At 58.8% G+C, this 25,793-nt stretch carries 22 protein-coding genes; 17 read left to right on the forward strand and 5 right to left on the reverse strand.

What is annotated here, in order from left to right:
* Nucleotides 1–38 precede the first annotated feature (38 nt).
* The gene (locus MSL71_RS10305) at nt 39–1,217 is read left to right on the forward strand and encodes an ABC transporter substrate-binding protein (RefSeq protein ID WP_180139880.1); all 1,179 of its coding nucleotides are present in this window, start codon (nt 39–41) and stop codon (nt 1,215–1,217) included.
* 81 nt (nt 1,218–1,298) lie between these two features.
* Here MSL71_RS10305 and MSL71_RS10310 read toward each other — a convergent pair whose 3' ends face one another.
* The 5 genes from MSL71_RS10310 to MSL71_RS10330 all read right to left on the reverse strand — a co-directional run bounded on the left by MSL71_RS10310 (nt 1,299) and on the right by MSL71_RS10330 (nt 6,023).
* Nucleotides 1,299–1,589: a hypothetical protein gene (locus MSL71_RS10310; RefSeq protein WP_180139883.1), complete on the reverse strand. Its 291-nt coding sequence runs from the start codon at nt 1,587–1,589 to the stop codon at nt 1,299–1,301.
* A 1,005-nt stretch (nt 1,590–2,594) separates the two neighbouring features.
* Nucleotides 2,595–3,341, reverse strand: coding sequence for a Fic family protein (locus tag MSL71_RS10315; RefSeq protein ID WP_218950999.1), 747 nt, complete (start codon nt 3,339–3,341; stop codon nt 2,595–2,597).
* A gap of 463 nt (nt 3,342–3,804) precedes the next feature.
* Nucleotides 3,805–4,368, reverse strand: coding sequence for a hypothetical protein (locus MSL71_RS10320; protein ID WP_180139886.1), 564 nt, complete (start codon nt 4,366–4,368; stop codon nt 3,805–3,807).
* Between the two features lie 51 nt (nt 4,369–4,419).
* Nucleotides 4,420–4,755, reverse strand: coding sequence for a YcbK family protein (locus MSL71_RS26890; protein ID WP_180139889.1), 336 nt, complete (start codon nt 4,753–4,755; stop codon nt 4,420–4,422).
* A gap of 242 nt (nt 4,756–4,997) precedes the next feature.
* Nucleotides 4,998–6,023: a sigma-54 interaction domain-containing protein gene (locus tag MSL71_RS10330; protein ID WP_180139892.1), complete on the reverse strand. Its 1,026-nt coding sequence runs from the start codon at nt 6,021–6,023 to the stop codon at nt 4,998–5,000.
* An 805-nt stretch (nt 6,024–6,828) separates the two neighbouring features.
* On the opposite strand from MSL71_RS10330, the gene MSL71_RS10335 reads away from it, so the two are divergent.
* The 16 genes from MSL71_RS10335 to MSL71_RS10410 all read left to right on the forward strand — a co-directional run bounded on the left by MSL71_RS10335 (nt 6,829) and on the right by MSL71_RS10410 (nt 25,786).
* Nucleotides 6,829–8,349, forward strand: a complete 1,521-nt coding sequence (locus tag MSL71_RS10335) for a GumC family protein (RefSeq protein ID WP_180139895.1) — start codon at nt 6,829–6,831, stop codon at nt 8,347–8,349.
* Between the two features lies 1 nt (nt 8,350).
* Nucleotides 8,351–9,211 carry a polysaccharide biosynthesis tyrosine autokinase gene (locus tag MSL71_RS10340; protein WP_180139898.1) on the forward strand — a complete coding sequence of 287 codons (861 nt, stop codon included), beginning with the start codon at nt 8,351–8,353 and terminating at the stop codon, nt 9,209–9,211.
* A gap of 28 nt (nt 9,212–9,239) precedes the next feature.
* Nucleotides 9,240–10,625, forward strand: a complete 1,386-nt coding sequence (locus tag MSL71_RS10345; RefSeq protein WP_180139902.1) for a TIGR03013 family XrtA/PEP-CTERM system glycosyltransferase — start codon at nt 9,240–9,242, stop codon at nt 10,623–10,625.
* A gap of 155 nt (nt 10,626–10,780) precedes the next feature.
* Nucleotides 10,781–11,383 (forward strand): polysaccharide biosynthesis/export family protein, encoded by a 603-nt coding sequence (locus MSL71_RS10350; protein WP_180139905.1) that lies wholly within the window; start codon nt 10,781–10,783, stop codon nt 11,381–11,383.
* Nucleotides 11,383–12,669: an outer membrane beta-barrel protein gene (locus MSL71_RS10355; protein ID WP_180139908.1), complete on the forward strand. Its 1,287-nt coding sequence runs from the start codon at nt 11,383–11,385 to the stop codon at nt 12,667–12,669. The genes MSL71_RS10350 and MSL71_RS10355 overlap by 1 nt, the downstream gene beginning before the upstream one ends.
* 59 nt (nt 12,670–12,728) lie before the next feature.
* Nucleotides 12,729–13,679, forward strand: coding sequence for a DUF3473 domain-containing protein (locus MSL71_RS10360; RefSeq protein ID WP_180139911.1), 951 nt, complete (start codon nt 12,729–12,731; stop codon nt 13,677–13,679).
* Nucleotides 13,680–14,037: 358 nt separating this feature from the next.
* A complete protein-coding gene (locus MSL71_RS10365; RefSeq protein ID WP_180139914.1) occupies nt 14,038–15,135 on the forward strand; it encodes a FemAB family XrtA/PEP-CTERM system-associated protein in 1,098 nt (365 codons plus the stop codon).
* Nucleotides 15,132–16,355, forward strand: a complete 1,224-nt coding sequence (locus MSL71_RS10370) for a DegT/DnrJ/EryC1/StrS family aminotransferase (protein WP_180139917.1) — start codon at nt 15,132–15,134, stop codon at nt 16,353–16,355. The genes MSL71_RS10365 and MSL71_RS10370 overlap by 4 nt, the downstream gene beginning before the upstream one ends.
* The gene (locus tag MSL71_RS10375) at nt 16,352–17,485 is read left to right on the forward strand and encodes a glycosyltransferase (protein ID WP_180139920.1); all 1,134 of its coding nucleotides are present in this window, start codon (nt 16,352–16,354) and stop codon (nt 17,483–17,485) included. The genes MSL71_RS10370 and MSL71_RS10375 overlap by 4 nt, the downstream gene beginning before the upstream one ends.
* The gene (locus MSL71_RS10380) at nt 17,482–18,978 is read left to right on the forward strand and encodes a lipopolysaccharide biosynthesis protein (protein ID WP_180139924.1); all 1,497 of its coding nucleotides are present in this window, start codon (nt 17,482–17,484) and stop codon (nt 18,976–18,978) included. The genes MSL71_RS10375 and MSL71_RS10380 overlap by 4 nt, the downstream gene beginning before the upstream one ends.
* 61 nt (nt 18,979–19,039) lie before the next feature.
* A complete protein-coding gene (wecB, locus tag MSL71_RS10385) occupies nt 19,040–20,182 on the forward strand; it encodes a non-hydrolyzing UDP-N-acetylglucosamine 2-epimerase (protein ID WP_180139927.1) in 1,143 nt (380 codons plus the stop codon).
* Entirely contained in the window at nt 20,172–21,458 is a 1,287-nt protein-coding gene (locus MSL71_RS10390; protein WP_180139930.1) for a glycosyltransferase, read from the forward strand. The genes wecB and MSL71_RS10390 overlap by 11 nt, the downstream gene beginning before the upstream one ends.
* Nucleotides 21,455–22,618 carry a glycosyltransferase family 4 protein gene (locus tag MSL71_RS10395; RefSeq protein ID WP_180139934.1) on the forward strand — a complete coding sequence of 388 codons (1,164 nt, stop codon included), beginning with the start codon at nt 21,455–21,457 and terminating at the stop codon, nt 22,616–22,618. Before MSL71_RS10390 ends, MSL71_RS10395 begins: the two co-directional genes overlap by 4 nt.
* Before the next feature lie 37 nt (nt 22,619–22,655).
* A complete protein-coding gene (locus tag MSL71_RS10400) occupies nt 22,656–23,411 on the forward strand; it encodes a hypothetical protein (protein WP_180139937.1) in 756 nt (251 codons plus the stop codon).
* Nucleotides 23,412–23,478: 67 nt separating this feature from the next.
* Nucleotides 23,479–24,759, forward strand: coding sequence for an O-antigen ligase family protein (locus MSL71_RS10405; RefSeq protein WP_180139939.1), 1,281 nt, complete (start codon nt 23,479–23,481; stop codon nt 24,757–24,759).
* Nucleotides 24,746–25,786 (forward strand): polysaccharide deacetylase family protein, encoded by a 1,041-nt coding sequence (locus MSL71_RS10410; RefSeq protein ID WP_180139942.1) that lies wholly within the window; start codon nt 24,746–24,748, stop codon nt 25,784–25,786. The genes MSL71_RS10405 and MSL71_RS10410 overlap by 14 nt, the downstream gene beginning before the upstream one ends.
* Nucleotides 25,787–25,793 lie beyond the last annotated feature (7 nt).

A 25,793-nucleotide genomic window follows, 5' to 3' on the forward strand; every position in this document is an offset into this window, starting at 1 on the left:
CCGGGCGCGGCAACGGCAATGTTACGAAGGGAAAGACCATGTTGAATGTAAACTACTTATTATCCCTGCTCTGCTCCGCATTGGTGGTGACCCTTGCTTCAGGGGGCCTGTCGGGCTGCTCTTCCCCTTCGCCTCCGCCTGAGATACGCATCGGCGTCATCGCCCCCCTTACCGGAGACTCGGACGCCAGGTGGGGAAAATCCTACGTGAACGGGGCCATGCTTGCCGTTGCCCGGATCAACGAGCAGGGCGGCCTCATGATAGACGGCCGCAAGCTCAAGGTCACCCTCACCTTTGCCGACAGCCAGGGCAATCCCCAGCTGGCCCTGAACGTGGCCCGCAAGCTCATTGCCCGGTACAACGTGGACGCCCTGGTGGGGGCCCCCAGGAGCCAGGTGGCCATTCCCGTTGCCGCCCTTGCCGAGATTCGCCGTATTCCCTTTGTGACCTCCATGGCCACCCACCCAGCGGTGACCCGGGGAAGGCAGTTCAGTTTTCGGACCATCTTCAGCGATACCTTCCAGGCAGAGGTCCTTGCCCGGTTTGCCTTTCATGACCTGGGAGCCAGGCAAGCCGCTGTCCTGTACGAGGTGACCAGCGATGACAACAGCAGCCTGGCCGGTCTGTTCAAGTCAGAGTTCGAGGCCAAGGGGGGGCAGGTGGTGGCCTTTGAGCCCTATGTCTCCGGGGAGTCGGACTGGACCCGCCAGTTCCAAGCGATCCGCGCCAGCGGCGCCCAGATCCTGTTCCTGCCCAACTTCGGCAACGAGGTGCCCCGTCAGGCCCGCCTGGCACGCCAGGCCGGTATCGGCATCCCCCTTCTCGGCGGTGACGACTGGTGGGGCATCGAGACGGGAAAGGACCGCGCCGCCCTGGAAGGGGGGTTTTTCAGCACCGACTACGCCCTGGACCTGGACAGTCCGCAAAATAAAGCGTTCGTGGCAGCCTACCGCGAGCGTTACAAAGAGGATCCCAACGACAACGCCGCCCATATTTACGACGCCCTAGGCCTGATCTTCAACGTCATCGCAGAGCAGGGCCGCGTGGACTCCGAATCCCTTCGCCATGGTCTGGCAGGGGTCCGGGATTACTCCGGCGTCACCGGGACCATGCGTTTCAAAGGCAGCGGTGACCCCGTCAAAAGCGCACAGATCATCCAGGTCACCGAGGGAGGGTTTTCCGTGGTGAAGACCATGGAACCGTCGCAACATCAGTGATAGGCCTGCCCGAAGATAAATGGCCCGGGCATGGCAATGCGTTGTGGACAAGGGGCAAAGAGCGTTTTTTCTTTGAACCCTTCACCCCGCTATTCCCTTCATTTTTTCATGTTCTTCCCTGTAAATAGCCACCATGCGATCGATTTTGGCGTACTGCCGCGTCAAAAGATCTTCGGCAATGGTTCGGAGCCCCCACTTTTTAAAATCGACCTGAAGGCCGTTGCCGCTTGGGTTGTCTGTTCCGTGAAGTTCATGGAAAAAACCGCCCACCGATATCAGCAGGCGATGAACATCCTTGATGGCGTCGCACAGTTCCGCAATTTCAGCCCCTGAGAACATTTCAGGGGTGGGTCGGGTATCGGGCAGGGTCATGATGGACTCCTTTTTGAATGGTGGATGGTGAGCGGTGAATGGTGAGTAGTGAATAGTGAGTGGTGAGTGGTGAGTAGTGAGTGGTGAGTAGTGGCGGCGCTACCGTTATGAAACACCCCAGACTCAAGCCACCGTGCATGGGCCCTCAGCCCGTAGGGTGCTCTCCGTGCACCATTCCCGGGACCGTCGGGCCGCTGAATATGGACGCAGCAATCACTGCCCGACACACAGCGTATCCCAACACCGCTTCCCCTCATCTTAAAATCAAACGAGGCATTTTTTTTTGCGGCGGCCCATGCTCAAAAAGAGCACAGGTCCGCCTGTGACATCGGGAACGGGAAAACGCGCCTCAGGTGAGATCAGAAAGAGGAAACAGACGCAACACCACAACTGCCGGGGCTGTTCGAGAACGCGCAGAAATCCGAAGGGGCGTTTTCCCGATCGTTAAGCAGAAACGCGCGCCTGCCTTGGCCATTGGGCACAGCAATCGTGTCTGTGAAGGGGTTTTCTGGGACCGTGTGATAAGGAAAATACGGCTTGAAATGGGGGTGGGGGTGGTGTAAAAAATCGCTTAGCCATGACGACCTCCTTGTAAGGTTGTTTTGGTCAGGCCTGGCAGGATGTTGCAGCATCCTGTCGGGTCGCACCATTGAGATGGTTGGATCAATCAATAACTAGTTATTACCTCTCACCATAATTTCATCTTTTTGGCCTGTCAATATTTTTCTCTGATAAATTCGTGTGTTATTTATTTCGATGGCCGTGGAAACCATGCTTTGAATGGTCGAGGATAAAGGGTGCGCTTTGCTGTTTTCTGCAACCCCCGTTTTTCTTTCGGTACCCATCGGGCACGGGAGCAACCGAGCCTGGTGAGAAAAGATATCGACGGATGATCGGTGGGGGACCTTGGTCCAAAGGGTAGGCGAAGGCCGTGGGAATCTCATTTCGTTGCGGGATGGTATGTATTTATCGAGATGTGTGGGGACGATTTTGGTTCACAGCGATTCACATCACAACACCCAACACGTGCCAGTACGGTTTGAATCCCTCCTCCACAACGGCCGCTATGAGTTTTAGAAAAGGCGTGTAATCCTCTTTTGTGTGCGCGGTATCAAGGGTTTCGTAATACTCCAGGCGTCTCTCCACCGGAAGCACCACGGGCGGAAAGCCACTCTTCATCAGCTCCAGATTCATCAACAGCCTTGATGTCCTTCCATTGCCATCCATGAAAGGGTGAATTTTCACAAAATCGGCATGTACCCGCGCGGCCCGATCCACGGGATGCAACCGGGGGCCCGAGTTCTTGTACCACTCGATGAACTCGGTCATGGCGCCTTCTACCTGGAGCGCATCGGGTGGCGTATGGTCAGCCCCGGAAATGATGACGTTATTTTTTCTGTACACCCCTGCATGGGGGTCATCGATCTGCTTCAGAATCAGTTGATGAATGGACTTGATCTGCCATTGAGAAAGGGGCTCATTTTTCTGAACCAGCTCTTCCACAAAGAAGATGGCCTCCCGGTGGTTGATGGCCTCAACGTGCTCACGAATGGTTTTTCCACCCACCGTGATCCCCTCCAAAGCCACCTTCGTCTCCTTTAAGGTCAGTGTGTTGCCTTCGATGGCATTGGAGTTGTACGTCCAGCGCAGGACAAGATCTTCATGTAGATTTTTCATGACCTCGTCGGGCAGAGGCCTGTGGGCATCAAGGGTCTCTTTCATGAGATCAAGCGTGTTGAATATGTCGTCCATGGGGTGTCCTTCATTCGTTACGGCAGTATGGGCCTACTTTCTCGCCAGCAACATGCCAAGAATGCCTCCAATGGCTGCACCGGTTAAGGCCGCACCAAGGTTACCGCTCCCGACCTCTTTGGTTGTTGTCATGCCGACTTAAGTCTCTTTATTAAGCGCCGAAACACCTTCATTTACATTGGCTATGATCTCTTGAGGTTCAACCTTGATGGCGTTGCAAATAAGAAATAGCCGATTCTAAAAGCGAAAACAATTCTTATAAAAACATTAACATGAAAGGAGAATCGTGAGCACCTCAATTTGGCATCCTGCGAAGCCTCTGTGAAGCTGGTGATGATGCGTCAACTAGTTGATATGAACCCTTCATCTCATTCGGTGAAAACCCTCACCGACGGATACGCCTTCAACCCGTAGGATGGGCAAAGGTGGTGCCGTGCCCATCGGGCGCGGGACCCCTTCTCCGCTAATCCACCCATTTTCCAGGTTGGGTGTATTCCGACAGTTCGCTGAGGGTTTTGGCCAGGCGTGCTTCTTTTTTTGATATTTCTGGTTTGAGCTTTTCGTCGTCAAGCAGTGTCATGATTATGATCTGGTATTTCAATTCCCTTGCCTGCTGTAAGAGGATCGCTCCTTCTAACCGAGTCGTCCAGTTTGGGAAACCGATGGTCCGGGACTCCCAGTCCGAGTATTTGTATTTTTTTTCATGCAAATGAAACGATGCGGACTGTGAGGTATCTTTCAACAAGGGTGCATATCCCTTTTCAAGGGCATCGCGTATGCTGCTGATTTGGGCTGCGGGGGCTGAAAGTTCCGAAAGGATGGTGTCTATGGTGCTTTCATCCATGTCAGATAAAGGTAGCTGCTGCCAGTTGTTGTTCTTTGCTAACGTAATAAGTTCATGTTCCGGATAGACTTTTCCTGCATAAGCTGTAGTGCAAAATTGACCAATAAATAGTGCCATACAAAGAGACGACAGGATCCGGGTCGAGATAACCCGCAACGTATTGGATAGCCTTTTCGTGAACATAATCCTCTCCTTATCATACTGGATACAGGTGATTAAAGCACTGTAGAATAACTATCGTGACCACGTCCGATGCGAACCCGTATCAACGTGGACAAAGGTAGAGTAAAGGCCAAGGCCACCAATTTTATTGGCTGACCATAACCTTTTACATAGCTTTTTGAGCTTGGGAAGATTTGAGCACGAAATGTCAGCGACGTTTCCTTTGACATGTTGAGAGTTTGAAACTCCCCCCACTGCAGCGTTATGGGTTTTACACCTATACCCACTGTTGATGTAAATGGTTTCTCCTAATTCATTTTTTATTTCGTTGCATAAGGTTACTACGTCATCATGAATTAAATTGTTTCCACATCCACACTTGCACATAAAATCAGCTTTCGACGGCATGTCTGCTCCTATTCTGATACGGCTGTATTGATGCGTTTTAGTTATAGGTGTAGGAAGGAGGATTACTTTTTTGAGTGGCAAACGAGTAGTAACATTTTCGGGTGGTATGTTCAAGTTAAAACGAGATGTTAGAATTTGAAACGTTGCTGTGTCAAATTTGCAAGGAGGGGAAGCTAAGGTCGGGTGGTTAACGGTGGCGCCGTGCCCCTTGGGCTCATGCTCAACCGGTAACGTTGGCGACGTTAATTGGGCTCACTGATGTTGAGCCGGTCGATTTTGGTGAGCAGGGTTTTGTAGCTGATCTTGAGGATCTTGGAGGCATGGGTCCGGTTCCAGTTGGTGCGGTCCAGGACCTTGGCAATGACCTCTTTTTCCACGAGGTCGGTGGCGTTTTTTCGGATGGCTTTGAGGGAGAAGGTCTCCATGGCCTCGGGGGAGTCGGCGGCCATGGCGCGGAGTTTTTCCACCAGGCCGTTTCCGTTGGCCGGGGTGGCGTCCGGGGTGGTGGGGGCGGGGTGTTCGTGGAGGATCTCCGAGAGGGTCTCGTCGTCGCAGCCGATGAGGAGGATGCGCTGCAGCACGCTTACGAGCTGTCGCACGTTACCGGGCCAGGAGAAGTCGCAGAGCCTGCCGTAGGTGTGGGTGCTCAAGGGGGCGATGACCCGGTCCGGGTACTTGTCCTGATAGTGGCGGGTGTAGTGGGTGATGAGCTCGGGGATGTCTTCGGGCCGCTCCCGTAAGGGGGGGATGTTGATCTGGATCATGTTGAGGCGATAGTAAAGGTCCTCCCGGAATTTTTTCTCCAGGATCCTCTGCTTGAGGTCGTGGTTGGTGGCGGAGACCACCCAGGTGTTGGAGGTGATGTTGGTCTCCGAGCCCAGGCGGCTGTACTCCCCGCTCTGGAGGACGTGCAGGAGCTTGGCCTGGAGGGGAAAGCTCATGTCCCCGATCTCGTCCAGGAAGAGAACGCCCCCGTCTGCCAGCTCGAATTTTCCCTTTCGCTTGCGGTGGGCACCGGTAAAGGCTCCCTGCTCCACCCCGAAGAGCTCGCTTTCCAGGAGGGTGTCCGGGATGGCTGCGCAGTTGACCTTGACGAACTCTTTTTTTCGCCGTGGAGAGAGCTCGTAGAGCACCCGGGCCACCACCTCCTTGCCGACACCGGTCTCACCGGTGATGACCACGTTCAGCGAGGTGTCCTGGGAGACCAGGCGGATGATTTCCCGGATTTTCTGGATACTGGGGCTGGAGCCCACAAGGGGAGTGTCCATGGCGTGGCCCTCTTTGCTGTGTCCGGGTGCGTTAACGTGGCAGTATCGGGGAAGGGGAGATAAGGCGCGGAGCATCGGGTGAGGGGCCGACGGGCGCGGGCCATGCCTCGGGGTGAACCGGCGGGACATGGAGGCTCGGTGACGTCCGAGCGGGGCGCGGGTCGGGAAAGCGAGCAACACATCGTGAGATCAATGTCCCTAATACCGGCGGTGCCTTGCTGGGCCAGGGAAGGGGGGACGGGCTGTCCATCCGTATCCATGGGTCGCGAGGCGATTCCAGGCGGCGTTTTTGTTGTCAACGGATGCATCGGCAAGACCGCCCATAAGGAATACCGATCTCCTGCGGCGCGCATCATTTTACAGGCGCCGATGGTCAACGCATGTGCATGAAAAATCATGCCGTGTCGTCATTTTTCAGATCATGAATAGTGTTGAATCTTGATAAATAATAGATTATTATAAATGCCATATCAAGTTCAAAATTTCCTATCTGGTTTCATCTGAATCCTCCTCTCCTCCGGGTGTTTCACAATTTCCATTTGCCATTTTCCTGAGTCTGTTTCGTACCGACCGACGGTACCACGGGAAGTTTGCAGGATCGGTGTCCGGTGGCGCCGGGAGCCCATTGCCGCAGGGTTCACGCGGGACCCACCTGTCCTTTTCCACGCCTGTGGGAGAGTCGTCTACCGATACGTACGGTCTGCTGTCCCCTTATCCATTCATCGACAAGACAAACGAACGGACCTCATCGCTCACCGGTACGGTTCCGGTTTTTCAGAACCGGCCAACGACTGCTGGAGGACATATGAAAGGCATCCGACGCGATAAGAACGACATGGAGTTCTACATCGGGATGGTCGCAAAGTGGTACTGGATCGTTCTGATCACCCTGGCCCTTTCCCTGAGCTTCGGCATTTACCGTGTGCTGACCCTGCAGAATTTCTACGAAGCCAAAACCGTGATCCTGGTCCAGCCCCGGAACCTCTCACCGGAGGTGGTCCGGACCATCGTCTCCGAAGAGACCAACATCCGCATCACCACCCTTGCCCAGCGCATCCAGAGCCGAACCAACCTGGAGAAAATCATCCGGGAGTTCAACCTGTTTTCAGGTGACGCCCACCGGGAGATGTTCATGGAGGACAAGGTGGCGATATTGAGGAAACGCATCTCCGTGGAGCTCACCCGGGGGCGCAACCGCACCGCAGACTCCTTCACCGTCTCCTATCGGGGGACGGACCCGGTGCGGGTGACCCAGATTACCGATGCCCTGGCCGCCAACATCATCGAGGAAAACCTGAAGCTCCGGGAGAGCCTGGTCCTGGGGACCAACTCCTTTCTGGAAGCCGAGCTCAAGACCATGCGGGTGAAACTCGTGGATACGGAGGCCAAGCTCAAAGAGTACCGGGAACGTTACATGGGCGGGCTTCCCGAGCAGCTGGAGAGCAACCTGAGTATCCTGGACTCCCTGAACGAGCGCCTCACCGAGGTGCGTACCGAGGTGAGGATGTCCAAGGATCGCCTGGACATCTTCCTGCAGCGGGCCAACCAGCCCGTGGACCCGACCCTGGATGCGGTGCCGGTGCGTTCCCTCACCAAGGAACAGGAGCTGGCCCGCCTGCGGGAGGAGCTGAACTTCCGGTTGAAGCGCTACACCGAGTACCACCCGGATGTTCTGCAGGTGAAGTCGGCCATCCGGCAGCTTGAGGCGGAACCGGACGAAGCGGCCGTGGCTCAAAAGCCGCAGACCAGGCCTTTGACGGCCTTTGAGCAGCAGAGGGCGGCGCTGTTGGCCGAGGTTCGGGCCAATGAAAAGGAGCGGGACGACCTGATGGCCCAGATCCGGCTTTACAAAAAGCGCGTGGAAGACACTCCCAAACGCGAGCAGGAGCTGATCTCCCTGCAGCGGGACTACGACAATATCCGCAGCGCCTATCACTCCCTTCTGAATCGCCAGATCGAATCCCAGATCGCCGTGAACATGGAAAAACAGCAGAAAGGGGGCCAGTTCCGCATCATCGATCCGGCCCGGGTACCGGAAAAACCCATGGTACCGGACATGAACAAGCTCGTGCTCTTCATTCTGGTGGGGGGCCTGGGCCTGGGCTGCGGCATCGTGGCCTTGCTGGAGGTGACCATGCAGACCTTCCGGGGGGCAGGCTCCGTAGAGATGTACACCTCGCTTCCCGTGATCGCTAATATCCCGACCATCCAGGAAGGTTTCAAGATCAAGCGGTTTTTCGTGAAACGATTCATTCCCGCAGTGGGCGGCCTGACGACGGTGTGCCTGCTGGGGACCCTTTTGGGACTCATCTTTATCAAGGGGTGACATGATGGGGCATTTTTCCAAAGCACTTGAGAAAAGGGGGCTGGAACGCAGCGATAAACCCGAGGTCTCCACGGCTGAGGCACCTGTGCCGGAGGTCCCTGAGGACCTGGCGGCACCGGGGGAGGAGACCCCGGAGGCGCCGCCCTTGGGTATCGCCGGGCATCCGCTGGTGGTCCTGTCGGATCCGTGGAGCTACAGCTCGGAGCAGTTCCGCTCCATCAAGACGACGATCATGTTCCCGGAAGACGGCAAAACGCGCCGCGTGATCCTTGTGACCAGCGCCGTGCCCGCCGAGGGGAAGTCCTTTGTGGCCGCCAATGTGGCGGCGGCCATCGCCGGGAGCCTGGACAATCAGGTGATGGTCATCGACAGCGACTTGAGGCAGCCCGTGGTGGCGGATATTTTTTCCCTGCCCAGCGAAGCCCCGGGTCTGGATGCCTTCCTGAACAACCGCTGCGGGCTGGATGAGGTGATCCACCCCACGCACCTTGAAAAGCTCTCCGTTATTCCCGCCGGAAAGACCGTTGAGAACCCCTCGGAGCTTATCTCTTCTACGTCCATGCACCACCTCATCGATGACCTGAAGATGAGGTATGCGGACCACTACGTCATCATCGACTCTCCGCCCCCCTTGTTCGCCCCGGAAACCGTGGCCCTGTCCCGGCACGTGGACGGGATCGTGGTGGTGGTCCGAAACGACAAGACCTCCAAAAAGGTGGTGGGGGAGATGCTGGACAAGGTGGACCGCACCAAGGTGATCGGTATCGTCCTCAACAGACACGACGTCCCCTTCGGGCGGGACCGAGGCTATAGCGAGTACTACGCCTACCGAAAAGGGCGCGGAAACGGGAGCAAGTCTTAACCGAATCAGACGGGGCTCGGGTATTTCCATGATCAATCTATTTGAACGGTATTACACGATTCGAAATATCTTTCTGGTTCTTCTGGAGAGCCTGCTGCTCTATGTGTGCCTGCTGCTTACCTGGTTCATCGTCTCCGGGGGGAGCCCCTGGAGTGACCACTCGGGCCTTCACCTGAAGGCGGTGTGCATCATCCTGGTCTGCGTCTTTTGCCTCTATTGCAACAATGTCTACAGCCTCAGGGATATCAGCGGCTATTTAGACCTGGCCGTCAAGCTGTTTCAGGCCCTGGGCATGGCCCTGATCCTGCTGGCCCTGATCTATATCGGCTTCAGCCGGGCCAGGCTGGCCACGGAGTTCTTTCTCGTCTACGTGCCCGTGGTGGTCATGGTGCTGTCGACCTGGCGGTTTGTCTATGTCTTCATTTTGAAGACAGGCATGTTCAGCCAGAAGATCATGGTGGTGGGGGACGGCGACTTTGCCGTGGATATCTGCCGGGAGATCGAGCGCGAGATCGACTGCGGGTACAGCGTGGAGGTCCTGGTCACCGAAAAGCACGTGGACGGCCTCGACACCCTGAGTGCACCGCACCATCACTCCTACGAGAAGCTGGCGACGACCGCCGAAGAGTTCGAGGTGGAGCGCATCGTGGTGGCGTTAAAAGAGAAGCGGGGCAGTCTGCCCGTGGATGAGCTCCTTTTGTGCCGCATGAACGGCATCGATGTCATGGACGGCAACACCTTTTACGAGATGCTCACCGGGAAATTTCTGGTCTCCTCCATCAACCCGGGGTGGCTCATTTTTTCAGACGGGTTCAGGAAAGGGCCCCTGCGCAGCATGCTCAAGCGTCTGGAGGACATCGTGGTTTCGCTGACCCTGCTGGTCCTCTTCTCCCCTGTGATGCTGGTGGCCGCCGTCTTTATCAAGCTGGACTCAAGGGGGCCGCTCCTGTTTGCCCAGGAACGGCTGGGGCAGGGGCACAAGCCTTACAAGCTCTACAAGCTCAGGTCCATGGTGGAGAACGCGGAAAAGGAGTCCGGCCCGGTGTGGGCCCTGAAAAACGACTCCCGGGTGACCCGGGTGGGGCTTTTTATCCGGAAATGGCGCGTGGATGAGCTTCCCCAGCTGTTCAATGTCCTGAAAGGGGACATGAGCCTGGTGGGGCCGCGGCCGGAGAGGGCGCATTTTGTCGAGCAGCTGGAGGCCGAGATTCCCTACTACGGGGAGCGGTTTACCGTGCGCCCCGGGGTGACCGGCTGGGCCCAGGTTCGCTACGAGTACGGCGACTCCGTGGAGGACGCCATGGAAAAGCTCAACTACGACCTGTTTTACATCAAGAACATGAACCTGTTCATGGATATCGTCATTATTTTTCGCACGATCAGAACGGTGCTTTTCGGTGTGGGGGCGCGTTGACTGGGTCCTCCACCGTTTGGCGATGAGGTTGAATCGCCGATGTTGAAGGGGGGCTGATCTTCCTGTCGACAGGTGTTTTGGCATTTTATCCCGCATCTTTTTGTCAACAAAAAATCAACGTTTGAAGAGGGTTCTGTAACCCGAGGGGCGGAGCTATGTCTAATCAATCGCGTATGGCGGTCATTCTGGCGGTCTGTCTGATGGTGACATGTGGCACGGGCATCGGTGGGGCCCTGGCCGAGACAAAGAAGTCCAAGGTCTCCAAGAGTCCGGAGAGCTACACCCTGGGCTTTGGGGACGTCATTGACGTGCTGGTGTGGAAAGAACCCGATTTTTCCCTTGAAAACACGGTGATCCGCCTGGACGGCAAGATCACCCTGCCCCTGGTGAGCGACGTCACCGCCGCGGGCAGGACCACCCGGCAGCTCAAGGCCAATTTGGAGAGCGCGCTGCGCAGGTACATCGACAACCCGGTGGTCACGGTGATCTTAAGGGAAGCACGAAGCCAGCGATTTTATATCCTGGGAGAGGTGGTCCAGGCCGGTGAATACCCCCTGGCCAAGGAGCTTACCGTGCTCCAGGCCTTTGCCATCGCAGGCGGGTTCACCGAGTGGGCCAACAAAAAAGAGATCTTCGTGCTGAGGCGAAACGATCAGGGAGACACCAGGATCCGCATCAACTACCACGATATTCTCTCGGGAAAGGATTTGAAGGGCAACATCGTTCTCCTGGCCGATGACACCATCATGGTGCCCTGATGATGAGGGCGCGCAGGACGGCAACAGACAGCCGCAAATGGGTGGTCCCCGCGCTGGTGTTTATAGCCGTCGCCCTGGGCGGAGGCGTGGCAACGGAGTCCGTGCGGGCTGATGTGCGCATCGGGCTGGAAACCCAGGTGGAGTACAACGACAACCTGTTCCTGGACGAAGGGGACGAGACCGACGATATCATCTACCGCGTCGCGCCCTGGATCGAGGCCACAAAGCAGTGGCAGCGCCTTTTGACGGAACTGAGATACCAGCCGCGGTTTACCTGGTACGACGAAAACACGGACCTGGATTTCACCGGCCACAATGCGGACCTGGTGCTGTCCGGGAACGTCTCCCGCAACGTCAGCCTGGTGCTGGACACCCGGTTTGTCCGAAGCGAAGAGGAGAACCGGGACCGGTTCAACTCCCAGCGATCTTCCCGTCTGCCCTACACCAACCTCTTCTCAAGCTTAACCGGCACCTGGCTTACCGGCAGGGACGAGAGCCTGGGCTTTGTCGTGAGCGGGGAGGACCTGGACTACGATGAGGAGAGCCTCTCCCAGGACGGCAGGGAGTATGAGGGGCGAGTCAATGGGCGACACCGGATTCAGGACCTGGATTTTGCCACCTTTGATGTGGGCTACGCCACCGGGGAATACGAAGACGACACCACCTACGACGTCTTCAACGGCGTGGTGGGGGCCGAGCGCGGCATCGACCGGCAACGCCGCCTGTTTGCCCGGCTGGGTTTTTCCACCACCTCCGGGGACGCCAGGGCAAACTACAACACCTTGAACCCCCTGGTGGGCATCGCAGGGGAGATGAAAAACCTTCAGTACGATATTGGGGCCGGGTTTCTGGTCTACGACCAGGATGATGCCGACACCGAGATCTACCCCTCCCTGGTGGCCAATGTGGTGGCCACCAGAGGGTGGCGCCGGGGCGAGGTGGTGCTGACCTTTACCAGCGGGTACGAAGAGGAGTTCCTGGAGTCGGAGAACCCCGGGTTCAATACCTATGCCCTGGCAAGGGCCACGGGCCTGTACAGCCTCACCCAGGACTGGCGGTGCAACGCCCTGGGCGAGCTGCGGGGGGACGCCTACGAGGACAACCGCCCCAATCAGGATGACCGCAAGGATCTCTCCCTGGTTGTGGGGGGCGGCCTCGAATACCAGCTGATGCGCAGGGCCGTGGTGCGCCTGGATTATACCTTCCGCGCACGGGAGTCCGAGGACAATACCTTTGAGTACAAGGAAAACAGGGTGCTGATGACCTTGAACCTCTTCACGCTGTGATGCGTCGGGGGCAAAGGGGGATCGGCGTCCGAGCAAATGAGGGCGCAAGGTGACGGACCATGCACAGGGCCGAGCCGCTGGCAAGGGCGGATGAACATCAACACGGCGGTCTGGCACAGGATGCCGCGGGGCAGGAGCCCCCGGTGTTCCTGCTGACCGTGGACGTGGAAGACTGGTTCCAGGTGGAGAACTTCAAGCCCTGGATCCCCTTTGACTCCTGGGGCAGCCGTGAGCTTCGCGTGGTGGACAACACCCTGCGGCTCATGGACAGCCTGGAGGCCCTGGGGGGCAGCCAGCCCGTGAAAATAACCTTTTTTGTACTCGGCTGGGTGGCGGCCCGGTGCCCGGAGCTTATCCGGGAGATGGACGCCCGTGGCCACGAGGTGGCATCCCACGGGTACAACCACCAGCTGGTGCCCACCTGTGCCGACGATGAGCTCACCGAAGACCTGGTGGCAAGCCGTCAGTGCCTGGAGGACATCCTGGGAAAACCCGTGGCCGGGTACAGGGCCCCGAGTTTTTCCATCGAGCCGCGCCTGATCCGGATCCTGGCCGAGTGCGGATACCGTTATGATGCCAGCTACAACTCCTATGGGGGCAACGCCCGTTACGGCAGCTTTGACGACATGCCCCCCCCGGACCGGGGGGTGGCCCGACTTGCCAACGGCCTCTACGAGCTGCCGGTGAGCAACCTGTCCGTGGCCGGACGCACGGTGCCCTGGGGGGGCGGGGGTTTTTTTCGCCTGATTCCCAAGGGGCTGTACATAAGGGGGGTCAAGGCCGAAGCCGCCCGGGACGGGGTGTTTCACTTTTACCTCCATCCCTGGGAGATCGACCCGCACCAGCCCCGCGTCCGCCAGGCCTCGCCCATGTTCAAATTTCGCCATTACCTCAACCTGGGGCACTGTCTCGCCAAACTCACCTACCTCCTGAAGCGCCTCGACGGGTTTGTCTTTTCCACCTGCTCCGAGCACCTTGGCAAGGTCACCAACGATTCGATTGAAGGCTGAAAAAATCGATGCCTCCGGCGGCAAGGTGAGCCACCTTGAAAGCTGCTTGCTGCTGCGTTTTAACCTTCGTTCCTCGGGTTAAATCACAGCAGCATGTATGTGTGACTCCCTGAAGGGCCGGTGGCGTTATTCTGGTAAACGGCACGCACATCCCACGTCCCTTTCATCGCGTTTCCTGAGAAATGAAATGGTCCTCTCCTGCATAAACGGTTGCCACATGTCACACGCCACGCGAATGCCCCCAAAACGAGGGCATCATGTCAGCCTCCATGCATTCACTATAGGGTTTCCAGGTGCCTCCACCTGGCCGCCGGAGGCAAATTTTATTTCATGAACTATCCGGGATAGAGGGGACCCCATGCACATCGTGAACACAGAAACGGATCGCACCGTCACGGAGGAGGCCTGGAACGCCTACCTGTTTGCCCACGGCAGGGGGTCGCTTTACGCCATGGCCCAATGGGGGGAGCTGGTCCGGGAGGTTTACGGCCATCGGGATATTCGCCTTGCGGCCTTGGAGAGGCGCCACGGCGTCGATGAAGTGGTGGGGGTGCTTCCCCTGGTGGCCATGCGGTCCCGGATTTTTGGCCACAAGCTCGTCTCCATGCCTTACGTGGACATGGCCGGGGTGGTGGCCGACACCCCGGAGATCGAGCAGGCCCTTGTGACTCGGGCCCTTGAGATCGGTCGTGAAACCGGGTCGCGTTGTGTGGAGGTGAGGCAGGCCGGTTCCCTGGGCTCCTTTGACGGACAGGAGACCCTGGACATGGGGGCAGGGGTGTATACCCTCACCGTGGCCCGGGACAAGGCGCGCATGGTGCTCTGCCTTCCGTCTTCGTCCAAGGATCTGTGGAGCTCGTTCAAGTCCAAGCTCAGGAACCAGATCTCCCGGGGAACCCGGGATGGGCTTTCGGCGCGGGTGGGAGGGGACGAGCTGGTGGCCCCTTTTTATACGGTGTTTGCCGAGAACATGCGGGACTTAGGGTCCCCGGTGCACTCCAAAAAGCTGTTTCACCGGGTGATGGAACGCTTTTCCGGCAAAGCCAACATCATCCTGGTGGAAAAAGACGGGGAGCCTGTGTCCGCGGCCGTGGTCTGCTCCTTTGGAAAGGCACTCCAGAACCCCTGGGCTTCCACCCGGAGGCGGTTCAACAAGATGAGCCCCAACATGCTCTTGTACTGGCGCATGCTGGAGTTCGCATGCGATGCGGGGCACACCACCTTTGATTTTGGTCGCTCCACCCCTGGGGAGGGGACCTACCGGTTTAAAAAACAGTGGGGGCCGGAGCCCCATCCCCTGCACTGGTACAGGTTTACACCCGGAGAGCAGCCCCGGTCCGAAGGGCCCGCCGGAGAGCGGGATCGGTTTGGCAAGGCCATGGCTTTCTGGAAAAAGCTGCCCGTCCCCGTGACCCGGGTCATCGGGCCCATGGTGAGGGGGCAGATCAGCCTGTGAGACTGGGACGTACACTGCCGCCCGCAGCCGCCCCCGTGCCCTTGAAAAGCGTGCTGAGCGGCCTCAAGGGCGTGATGCGCGGTAAAAACGAACTCCGGCGTTTTGAAGAGGAACTCAAAACGTACCACGGATCTGCCCACGTTTTCCTCGTCTCGTCGGGCAAGGCCTGTCTCTACCTGATCCTCAAGGCCCTGCAGCGGCTCAACCCGTCCCGCAGGGAGGTGGTGATCCCGGCCTACACCTGTTACTCCGTCCCTTCGGCCGTGAAACGGGCAGGGCTTACGGTGTGCCTCTGCGACATCGACCCGGTAACCCTGGATTTTGATTATTCGCGGCTTTCCCGGCTTCTGGCCGAGCGGGGCGATGAGATCCTGGCTGTTGTGCCCACCCATCTCTTCGGGGTGGCCTCGGACGTGCCGAAGGTGCGCAAGCTCACGGCCGGGACTCCGGTGACGGTCATCGAAGACGCGGCCCAGGCCTTAGGGGGACGGCTTCGGGGCAAGCCCCTGGGCACCCTGGGGGACGTGGGCTTTTTCAGTTTGGGGCGGGGCAAGGCTCTCTCCACGGTGGAAGGGGGCGTGGTCCTCACCGACAACGGGGACCTTGCCAAAGCCCTTTTTGATGAGCTTGCGTTTTTTGGCGGGTACTCGGCCCTTGATCTCGTGAACCTTGCGGTGCAGGCTGCGGCCCTTGCCCTGCTCATGGATCCCAGGCTCTTCTGGCTTCCCAAGGCCCTTCCGTTTTTGAAACTCGGGGAGACCCATTTTGATACCGACTTTGCCTTAAAACGCATGTCCGGCTTTCAGGCAGGGCTGGCCCGTGGCTGGCAACAGCGGCTGGAGGAGGCGTCGTCAGCGCGGCGCCGCCACACCGATGCCTGGGCCGAGGCGCTTCAAGGTGACGGGGGCGCAGGGCTCACGAGCCCTGCCGAGGGCCTTTTGAGGTATCCCCTTCTGGTGTCGGAGCCGACGCAGAGGCAGACGCTTCTGTCGGCCAGCGAGCGCCTTGGCCTGGGCGTGATGGCCGCCTACCCGCGATCCCTGGATCGCCTTTCCGCCATGGGGGCCCATTGCGGGGACACCCACTGCCCCGGGGCCCGGGAGGTTGCGAGCCGGTTGGTGACCCTGCCGGTGCATCCCTATGTGACGGATGGAGACCGACGGCGCATCCGCAAAGCGCTTCCGTTTACCGCGACGTCCGGTGGGGAGGCCGTGCCATGAGCGCCGCTCACCGAAAAATCCGGTTGATGCAGATCACCCACGATCTGGCCATCGGCGGTCTCCAGCAGGTGGTGGTGAACTTGTGCCGCCACATCGACAAAGAGCGCTTCGATGTCTCTGTGCTCTGTCTGAGAGAACTGGGGGAATTTGCCCCGGAGGTGGAGGCCATGGGGATCCCTGTCTTCCTGTTGCCCCAGAAGGAGGGCACCGACTATTTTTCGTTTATGAAGGTGGGGCGCCTGTTGCGGCGCGAGAAGATCGAGGTGATCCATACCCACAACACCCAGCCCTTTGTGGACGGCATGGTGGGTGCCCTCATGGCCGGGGTGAAGAGACGGATCCACACGGACCATGCCCGCGCCTTTCCGGACAAATGGCGGTATATGGTTGCCGAATGGGCGGTCTCCCACGTTGCCCACAAGGTGGTGGGGGTTTCGGACCATACGGTGTCCAACCTGAGGCGTTACGAGAAAATTTCTGCTGCCAAGCTGGCCACCATCGTCAACGGCATCTCCGGGGAGACCTACGCCGTTCCCGTGGACCGCAGGGCCAAGGCCCGCGAACTGGGCCTGAATTTTGACGGGCCTGTGTTGGGGTTTGTGGCGCGCCTGGAGGAAGAAAAGGGAGGGATTTTTCTTATCCGGGCCATGCCGGAGATTGTCGCCCGTATTCCCGGTGCAACATTGGTGGTGGCCGGGCAGGGCAGCCGACAGGGAGCTCTGGAAGAGGAGGCCCGGAACCTTGGCATGACCCATCGCATCCGCTTTATCGGGCCCCGCATGGATGTGCCGGAGCTATTGGGGCTCTTTGATTTGTGCGTGCTCCCGTCCCTGCGTGAAGGGTTGCCCATGGTGATCCCCGAGGCCATGGCCGCCGGGTGTCCCTTGCTGGCCACCCGGGTGGGGGGCGTCCCGTCGGTGATCACCCACGGCGTCAACGGTTCCCTGGTGCCCCCGGCAGACCCGGGGGCCCTGGCCGCAGAGGCCGCAGCCCTTTTGGACGACGAGGCCAGGCTGGCAGCGTACCGGGACGCCGGACGGCAGGTCTTTTGGGATCGGTTCAGCGCCGAGACCATGGCGGCACGGTATGAGGCCCTCTATCTCGGGCGGAACGGGACGGACCCATCATGACTGTCGTTGAAAAAGCGTTCAAGGGCGTCTCCTGGCTGGCCCTGTTCCGTCTCTTCAGCCAGCTCTTCTCCTGGGCGGTGACGATCTTCATCGCCCGGGTTCTGGTCCCCGAGGACTACGGGCTCATGGTCATGGCCACCATCGTGACGGGCTATGCCGAGATCTTCAACGAGCTGGGCTTGGGGGCCGCCATCATCCAGAAGCAGGACATCGTCACCGAGCACCTCTCCAGCGTGTTCTGGTTTGCCCTGGGGGTGAGCTGCCTGGTGGCGGCAAGTTGCGTGCCCCTGTCTTACCTGACCGCCTATCTTCTCCGGGAGCCCCGGGTCGTGCCCCTGACCCAGGCCGTCTCCGTTATTTTCATCCTGTCGGGCCTTCAGATCATCCCCTTGAACCTCATCAAAAAAGAGCTGGGGTTCAAGTTCCTGGGGTTCATGACCATGGTGGGCACCGTGGTGTCGTGCCTGGGCATGATGATCATCGCCACCCGGGGCGGGGGGGCGTGGACCCTTCTGGGCGGGCGGATCATCTCCTTTTCGGTCATCACCGTCTTTGTCTTTGCCAAGACCCGCTATTGCCCCCGGCTGCACTTCAGCTACCGGGAGCTCAAGCCCTATGTTTTCTTCGGGCTCACCAAGGCCTTCAGCGGGTCTGTTTTTTATGTCTGGGAAAAATCAGACCAGTTCTTTGCCGGGCGCGCGTGGCAGAGCGGGACCCTGGGGTACTACTCCCTGGCCCTTCAGCTCTCGAAGATCCCCACGGAAAAGATCGTCTCCCTTATCAACCAGGTGGCCTTCTCCGCCTTTGCCAAGCTCCAGGGAAACAAGGAGGAGTTCAACCGGTTCTACTTAAGCATCACCAAGGTCTCCATGCTCCTTGTGATTCCCTTTTTTTTGGGGGGCTTTCTCACCGGGGACGTCATCGTCACCCTGCTCCTTACGGAGAAGTGGAGCCCCATCATCCATGTGTTCCGATATCTGTGCATCGCCCAGATCTTCATTGCCTTAAACGCCAACAACAGCTTTGTGCACTTTGCCCAGGGGCGGCCCAAATGGGGGCTTTACTACCAGCTGGCCTGCGCCGTGTGCATGCCCATCTCCTTTTACCTGGTTATCCCTTACGGCCTTAACGCCATCGTCATCCCGTGGCTCACCGTCAACCCCCTGCTCTGCCTCGGCTGGGTCCTTGTGACCATTCGAAAGATCGGGATCCCGGTCTCCACGTATGTTGCCAACATCATGGGGTCTTTGGTGGCGTCTGCTGCCATGGTGTGCGGGGTGACGGCCTTGCGCTACGGGGTGGACTCGGCGCCCTTTGATGTTGCCCTGGGGGCTGAGCTGGCCCTCTACGTTGTGGTCGGGGGCGTGGCCTATCTGCTGGTTCTTTTCAAGCTGGAGCGAGCCGTCTTCGACAAGGTGGCGGAGTCTGTCTCCGGGGTGGTGTCGGTGGGCATCAAGCGCCTGCGCATGAGCCATGATGCCACCAAGCCGTAACCCTTATTAAGGATCGGGCCATGCCGTGGCCCGGCCGTTGATTTCACGGGGTGTGAAACCGATGAAGAAAAAAAAGATATTTGTCGTGGCCGGGGCCCGTCCCAATTTCATGAAAATTGCGCCCATCGTCCGTGCCATGGACGCCTCCCCGGCCTTTGAGACCGTGATCGTTCATACCGGTCAGCACTACGACCACAACATGTCCGGTTCCTTTTTCGCGGAGCTGGGCATCCGGAGGCCGGACCACAACCTGGAGGTGGGGTCCGGCACCCACGCCTTTCAAACCGCTTCGGTTATGATGAAGTTCGAGGAGATCTGCCTGACGGACCGACCCGATTACGTGATGGTGGTGGGGGACGTCAATTCCACCATTGCCGCTGGCCTTGTGGCCAAAAAACTGGGGGCGAGCCTGATCCATGTGGAGGCGGGCCTGCGCTCCGGGGACCGATTGATGCCCGAAGAGATCAACCGGCTGGCCACCGATGCCATCACCGATATTTTTTTTACTACGGAAAAGGGCGCCACCGCCAACCTTGTCTCCACAGGATGCGACCCCGGACGGGTCCACTTTGTGGGCAACGTGATGATCGACAATCTGTTTTACCAGCTGGGCCGGCTTGAGGCCTCGGCGGTGTCCGGTGAGGTGGCGACCCTGAAGCAGAGCATCCGCGGAAACTACATCTGCCTGACCATGCACCGGCCCTCCAACGTGGACAACCCCGAGGTGCTGGAGGCCATGCTGGCCGCCCTCGGAGACCTGGCCGGGGAGGTGCCTGTGATCTTTCCCTGCCACCCCCGGTCGCGAAAAAACATCACGCGCTTTGGTCTGGACGGGTATCTCAGCGAGCCCCCCATCAACGGGGGTACCGTGAAAGAGGGCCTGTTGTGCATGCCGCCCCTGGGCTACAACGATTTTCTCTACCTGTGGAAGGACGCGGCCCTGGTCATCACGGACAGCGGCGGGCTCCAGGAGGAGACCACGGCCCTTGAGATCCCCTGCATCACCATCCGGGAAAACACGGAGCGGCCCGTCACCGTGGAGGTGGGCTCCAATCTTATCGTGGGCTCCGACGGCGAAAGGCTTAAAGCCGAAAGCCTGAAGGCCCTGTCCGGCCGGTGGAAACCATGCACCGTGCCGGAGCTGTGGGACGGCCATGCCGGTGAGCGGATCACGTCGGTTCTTGAGGGCGCCTGTGGCATCTAAAAACCTATTGATGGTGTGTTACTACTTTCCGCCCTTGACCGATGTGGGGTGCAAGCGGAGCGTTGCCTTTGCCACCTACCTGAAAAAGGAGGGCTGGAGCCCCTATGCCCTGAGCGTGAAAAACCCGGACAGGCACTACTGCTCCCTGGGCACCGACGCACCTCCGGACGGGGTGCCCGCGGTCTACACCCGGTCCCTTGTCAACCCCATCAAGTTTCTGGGCAAGGCCAACGGCCTGGTGGACAGAGTCCTCTCCCTGTTCAACAGGGGCGTATCGCGGAACTATTTCTACGAGTTCCTCTGCATCCCAGATTTTTTCGTGGGGTGGGTGCCGCTGACCGTTGTTCGGGCCGTCAAGCTCATCCGTGCCCACAATATCGAGACCGTCTATGTCTCCTGCTCCCCTTTCAGCGCCGCCCTCATCGGGGTGGCCTGCCGACGGCTCACCGGCAGGCGGCTGGTCCTTGATTTTCGCGATCCCTTCGGGTTGACGCTGGAGGGCTCCAAGGCCAGCCGCACCAAAGAGAGGATTGATGCCTTTTTTGCGAGGCTGTTTCTGAAGCACACCGACCTGCTCATCGTCACCACCGACGAGACCCGGCGGGAGTATGCAGCCCAGTTCCCCCAGTTCAAAGAGAAGGTGGTCACCGTCCACAACGGCTTTGACGCCACCCATCTGGTGACGGATCAGCCCGAGAAGTTCCACCGGTTCACCATCATCTATACCGGGCAGTTCTACTACAAGTTCAACCCCTCCCTGAACATGTACGCGGACAACTTCTTTTCGGCCCTGGCCCAGCTGAAGAAGGAAAACAGGATCTGTTCCGAGACCTTTCAGTTTCTCTTTTACGGCTCCGAACAGGGGGCGATCCGCGACTATGCGGCCCGCTTCGGGGTGGAGGACCTGGTGACGGTCAACGGCCGGGTGAGCCACGCAGAGGTGCTGCTGGCCATGCGGCGGTCCCATTTGCAGCTCTTACGCATCATGAAGCTGATGCTCAGCACCAAGCTTTTTGAGGGGATCCCCATGAACATCCCGTTTCTGGCCACCATCCCGCCCGGTGAGGCCGAAGAGATCATCCGGCGTTACAGCCCCGGCTCCTATGTCATCACCGAGGACTCTGCGGAGAAGATCAAAGGGGCCATTGTGGATGCCATGGACAGGTACGCAAAAGGCCCCCTGCCTGACAACCATGTTGAAGAGTTTATGGACTGCTTCTCACGGGAGGCCCTGACGCAAAAGCTCATGGGCCACCTTACCCCGGATATTTCATGAGTAAACTGGACCGAGGAGAGCGTGTGATGGAAGGCAACGGCAACAGGAAAAAGCTGGTCTTTATCGTTCCCCGCCCTTTAAGCAAGGTTTCGGAACTGTCCAAGTACGAGGACCTGTCTGCCCATTTTCAAGGGGTGGTGCTGGGCTCTTGCTACGGGCCCATGCTCAAGGTGCGCAAGGCGGGACATTTTCGGTTGATTCTTACGAAAATCCGCTACGACCGGTACCTGATGTACAACATCCTGTTTTTCATGCGGTGTGTGGCCTTTGCCCTGGCCTCACGGATGAAAAAGGACCGCTACGACCTGGTGGTTACTTACGATCCGTTGAAAACCGGGGTCTGGGGCGCTGTCACCGCCGCCATCTTAAACACGAAGTTCGCCCCGGAGGTCAACGGGGTCTACACATCCCCTGCCGAGTACATGGACGACGCCCATACCCTCTCCGTGAGGCTGAAAAAATTTTTTTACCCCAGGATCGAGGCCTGGGTCCTTAAAAGGGCCGACGGGGTCAAGCTCCTGTTTCCCACCCAGGTGGATCCCTTCAAACCGGTGATGAAAACCGACGTTATCCACAGTTTTTCCAATTACGTGCCCATCGACCGGTTTGCCGGGGGAAACGGGACCGAGAACCACGAGGTGCTCTTTGTGGGGTATCCCTTCAAGCGCAAGGGCGTGGATATTCTCATCGACGCCTTTAAGCGGGTGGCCCCGGAGTTCCCCCAGTGGCGGCTGAAGATCCTCGGCTGGTACCCGGATCCCCGGGAGCTGGAGGCATGCATGGGCAATCATCCCCAGATAGTCCATCACCCCCCGGTGGAGACCTCGGAGGTTCCGGATCACATCCGGGGGTGCTCCATTTTTGTGCTGCCCTCCCGGTCGGAAGCCATGGGACGGGTGCTGGTGGAGTCCATGGCCGCCGGAAAACCCCGCATCGGGGCCAACGTGGACGGGATCCCCACCGTGATCCGGGACGGGGTGGACGGGGTGCTCTTTGAACCGGAAAACACGGCGGAGCTGTCGGAAAAACTGGCGCAGCTCATGGCGGACAAGGCCTTGAGGGACGTCCTTGGTGAGGCCGCCCGAAAGCGGGCGTTTACCGAGCATGTGAAGGAAACCTACCTCAACAATGTCGTGAGCTTTTACAACGCCGCCATGTGAGCGTGGCGTTGTGGCAAGACCACGGGAAGGAGGGACCATGAACAGGGCAGGGGTCGGCACGGCGGAGAAAAGGGCAGTGGACCTGTCAAATCAACCCGGCACGTATTTTGTCTGGACGCTGCTGTTTTTATGCCTGGCGGCGATTTTTTTCATCATCATGGTGACGGACATGGAGCTCTATCTCCTCCTGGTGAAGGAGAGCGCCTACACCGAGCTGTTGACGGCGATTCTTTACCTGGCTTCGGGGTTGATGTTCTGGGTCCGGGCCTGGCAGGTGTACCGGGTCGAAAGGTCCTTTAAAGGGATCGTGTTCTATCTTCTCTTCGGGTTGATGTTTGTGTTTATCGCCGGGGAAGAGGAGAGCTGGGGGCAGTGGATGTTTCATTATGAGGTTCCGGAGGGCATCACCCGCATCAATGTCCAGAACGAACTCAACGTCCACAACATGGCCTTTTTTTCCAAGTACTCCCACATCTTCAACACCCACCGGCTCCTGGCGGCCATGGCCGCCATCCTCTTTGTCATCCTTCCCCTGCTGAAGGCGTGGGTCCCCAGGGTGCGGGCCCTCCTTGAGGCCCTGCGGTTTCCCGTGGCGCCCCTGCTCTGCGTTCCCCTGTTTGTGGTGGCCATTGCCTACGAAAAGGTGGCCATGATGGTTCTGGCCCACTGGTCCCACGCCGAGATCGCCGAGTTTTTCTATTCCATCGGATTTTTGCTCTATGCCCTGTCGGTCTACACGCGGGCCGACCAAGGGGACCGGAAGCTCCCGAAAGGAAATACCGCCGAAACGTGAGCAGCAACTTATTTACCTGCGGGTCACGGCCCTGAGCCCTGGCCTTGGAAACCGGATCGGAAGGCCTATGTCCAACGTAACGCAACCCGGGTTGACCATGGAGCGCGGAACCCAGCACGCGTCGTGGTTTTTTTTCACCATGATGTACCTTGTGGTGGATTACGGCAGGCCCCAGGTGGTATTGCCCATCGCCGCCATGCGGCCCGCCCTGATCCTGACCCTGGTCCTGTGCTTCTACCTTTTGATCAACGGGTACAAAGACTACCTCCAGTACCGACAGGTGTGGCTCATGGGGCTGTTCATCCTGCTGCTGGCGGCGTACGTTCCCTTTGTCCGCAACCAGTATTACTCCTTTATGGCCTTTAAGACCCAGCTTCTCTACATGCCCTTTGTGCTCTCCCTTATTGTGTGCGTGGACTCGGTCCGTCGCCTGCGGACCGTCATGACGGTGGGGGTGATCCTGTCGATTTACATCGGCCTGTACTCCATGACCCACGGCTGGATCGGGCCGGGGCACTACTTTCACGATCAGAATGATCTCTCTTTGTACATGAACATGTGGTTTCCCATCAGCTACTACCTCTATGCCACGGAACGCAGCCGGAGCCTCCGGCTTCTCTTTCTCGCCGGGGTGGGGGTGGGGCTGCTGACGGTGGTGGGCTCCATGTCCCGTGGGGGCTTTGTGGGGCTGCTGGCGGTGTGCCTTGCCATGTGTTTTTTCTCAAAGAGAAGGGCGCTTTCCCTTACCCTGGTGGCCCTGGCCTGCGTGGCCGTGGTTCTGTGGGTGGACTCCGGGTACATCGATGAGATGGCCACCATCACGGATTTGTCGGAGAGCACCGCAGACACCCGGCTCAAATCCTGGGCAGCAGGCTGGCGGATGTTTCTGGACAATCCCCTGGGGGTGGGGGGCAACAACTACCCTATCCGTTTTCCCGAATACCAGGGGAATGATTTCCAGAGGAGCATGTGGGGGCGTGCCGCCCACTCCCTCTGGTTTACCCTGATTCCGGAGACCGGCATCATCGGAACCCTTCTCTACCTGCTTCTGGTGCACGCCAATGTGAAAGACGTCTTCTGGCTGATCAGGGTGTCGACATGGGATGAGGACTGGGACGAAGACGAAGGGGATGATGATGACGAGGCCGAGGATCGCGGATTCCTTCGCGCCCTGGGCCTGGGGTTTATCGTGGCCATGGTGGGGTTCTTTGCTTCGGCCACCTTTATTTCGGTCCTGTACTACGCCCACTTCTGGTACCTCACCGGGTTGATCATCGTGACGGTCAACGTTGCAGAACCCCTGGCCGAGGCGTGGGAACCCTCCGAGGCGAGCCATGGGGCCTTTTGACCTGACGGGCGCCAAAGGCGCCGTGAAGCGGGCCATGGCCTGGGCATACTGCCGAACGGGGCTCATGGCCCGGAGGCTTGCCGATCTCTCCTTCGGGGCCTATCCCGTTCTCATGTATCATCGCGTGCTCTCCGAATCCGAGGCCGCGGGGACCACACAGCCCGGGATGTACGTGACTCCCGAGACCTTTGAGGCCCATGTGGCGTTTCTTAAAGAGCGGTTTGACATTGTCTCCCTTGAAAAAGCCCTTTTGCTGGCCCTTTCAGCCAACGGTGCCGGATCGGGGCGTCCCTATTGCGTCCTGACCTTCGATGACGGGTGGATCGACTTTTACGAAAACGCCTACCCGATTCTCATGGGGGCCAGGGCCACGGCCACGGTGTTTTTACCCACCGCTTTTATCGGGGAGGACCGCATCTTCTGGACCGACAGGCTGGTGGCTCTTTACTACGGGCGCCAGAAGGACGCAGGACCCACCGGGCCCAGCAAGGACAGCCGGGTGAGGGCCCTGGAGGGGCTCAAGGGGCCCGTGGAAGCACAGATCGAAGCTGCCGCGGCCCTGCTGAAAAAAGAGCCCATAGCAGAGATCGAAAAGGTGCTTACCCGTCTCTCCGAGAGGTGGCAGGTGGGGTTTGACCCGTCAAAACGTGCCTTTATCAACTGGCAGGAAGTCGAGGAGATGCGGGCCTCGGGCCTGATCACTTTCGGGTCGCACACCCACGGCCACCATCTGCTCACCCTTCTCAGCGACGAGGAGGTGGCCGAGGAGCTTTCGGTCTCCATGGCACAGCTTTGCGCCAGGGGGGCCGTGGATCCCGGGTTCTTGCCTTTTTGCTATCCCAACGGCAACTGGAGTCCCGCCGTTGCCCGGCAGGTGGAATCGTGCGGGTTTGCCGCGGCCGTGACCACCGAGTGGGGGTGGAACGACGGAAGAGGCGATGTGTACAGCTTGAGCAGGATCCCGGTGCATGAGGACATGACGAATTCGGACAGGATGTTCGGCTGCCGGTTGGCGGGCCTTTTGTAAGGGCCGT

Origin of the sequence: Desulfoluna butyratoxydans, assembly GCF_900699765.1 — a bacterium.
GTDB classification, from domain to species: Bacteria; Desulfobacterota; Desulfobacteria; order Desulfobacterales; family Desulfolunaceae; genus Desulfoluna; species Desulfoluna butyratoxydans.

Excerpts from the sequence above, each read along its gene's own strand:
- MSL71_RS10305 (WP_180139880.1), top strand. The coding sequence starts at position 39 with ATGTTGAATGTAAACTACTTATTATCCCTGCTCTGCTCCGCATTGGTG.
- MSL71_RS10310 (WP_180139883.1), bottom strand. The coding sequence starts at position 1,589 with ATGACCCTGCCCGATACCCGACCCACCCCTGAAATGTTCTCAGGGGCT.
- MSL71_RS10315 (WP_218950999.1), bottom strand. The coding sequence starts at position 3,341 with ATGGACGACATATTCAACACGCTTGATCTCATGAAAGAGACCCTTGAT.
- MSL71_RS10320 (WP_180139886.1), bottom strand. The coding sequence starts at position 4,368 with ATGTTCACGAAAAGGCTATCCAATACGTTGCGGGTTATCTCGACCCGG.
- MSL71_RS26890 (WP_180139889.1), bottom strand. The coding sequence starts at position 4,755 with ATGCCGTCGAAAGCTGATTTTATGTGCAAGTGTGGATGTGGAAACAAT.
- MSL71_RS10330 (WP_180139892.1), bottom strand. The coding sequence starts at position 6,023 with ATGGACACTCCCCTTGTGGGCTCCAGCCCCAGTATCCAGAAAATCCGG.
- MSL71_RS10335 (WP_180139895.1), top strand. The coding sequence starts at position 6,829 with ATGAAAGGCATCCGACGCGATAAGAACGACATGGAGTTCTACATCGGG.
- MSL71_RS10340 (WP_180139898.1), top strand. The coding sequence starts at position 8,351 with ATGATGGGGCATTTTTCCAAAGCACTTGAGAAAAGGGGGCTGGAACGC.
- MSL71_RS10345 (WP_180139902.1), top strand. The coding sequence starts at position 9,240 with ATGATCAATCTATTTGAACGGTATTACACGATTCGAAATATCTTTCTG.
- MSL71_RS10350 (WP_180139905.1), top strand. The coding sequence starts at position 10,781 with ATGTCTAATCAATCGCGTATGGCGGTCATTCTGGCGGTCTGTCTGATG.
- MSL71_RS10355 (WP_180139908.1), top strand. The coding sequence starts at position 11,383 with ATGATGAGGGCGCGCAGGACGGCAACAGACAGCCGCAAATGGGTGGTC.
- MSL71_RS10360 (WP_180139911.1), top strand. The coding sequence starts at position 12,729 with ATGCACAGGGCCGAGCCGCTGGCAAGGGCGGATGAACATCAACACGGC.
- MSL71_RS10365 (WP_180139914.1), top strand. The coding sequence starts at position 14,038 with ATGCACATCGTGAACACAGAAACGGATCGCACCGTCACGGAGGAGGCC.
- MSL71_RS10375 (WP_180139920.1), top strand. The coding sequence starts at position 16,352 with ATGAGCGCCGCTCACCGAAAAATCCGGTTGATGCAGATCACCCACGAT.
- MSL71_RS10380 (WP_180139924.1), top strand. The coding sequence starts at position 17,482 with ATGACTGTCGTTGAAAAAGCGTTCAAGGGCGTCTCCTGGCTGGCCCTG.
- wecB (WP_180139927.1), top strand. The coding sequence starts at position 19,040 with ATGAAGAAAAAAAAGATATTTGTCGTGGCCGGGGCCCGTCCCAATTTC.
- MSL71_RS10395 (WP_180139934.1), top strand. The coding sequence starts at position 21,455 with ATGAGTAAACTGGACCGAGGAGAGCGTGTGATGGAAGGCAACGGCAAC.
- MSL71_RS10400 (WP_180139937.1), top strand. The coding sequence starts at position 22,656 with ATGAACAGGGCAGGGGTCGGCACGGCGGAGAAAAGGGCAGTGGACCTG.
- MSL71_RS10405 (WP_180139939.1), top strand. The coding sequence starts at position 23,479 with ATGTCCAACGTAACGCAACCCGGGTTGACCATGGAGCGCGGAACCCAG.
- MSL71_RS10410 (WP_180139942.1), top strand. The coding sequence starts at position 24,746 with ATGGGGCCTTTTGACCTGACGGGCGCCAAAGGCGCCGTGAAGCGGGCC.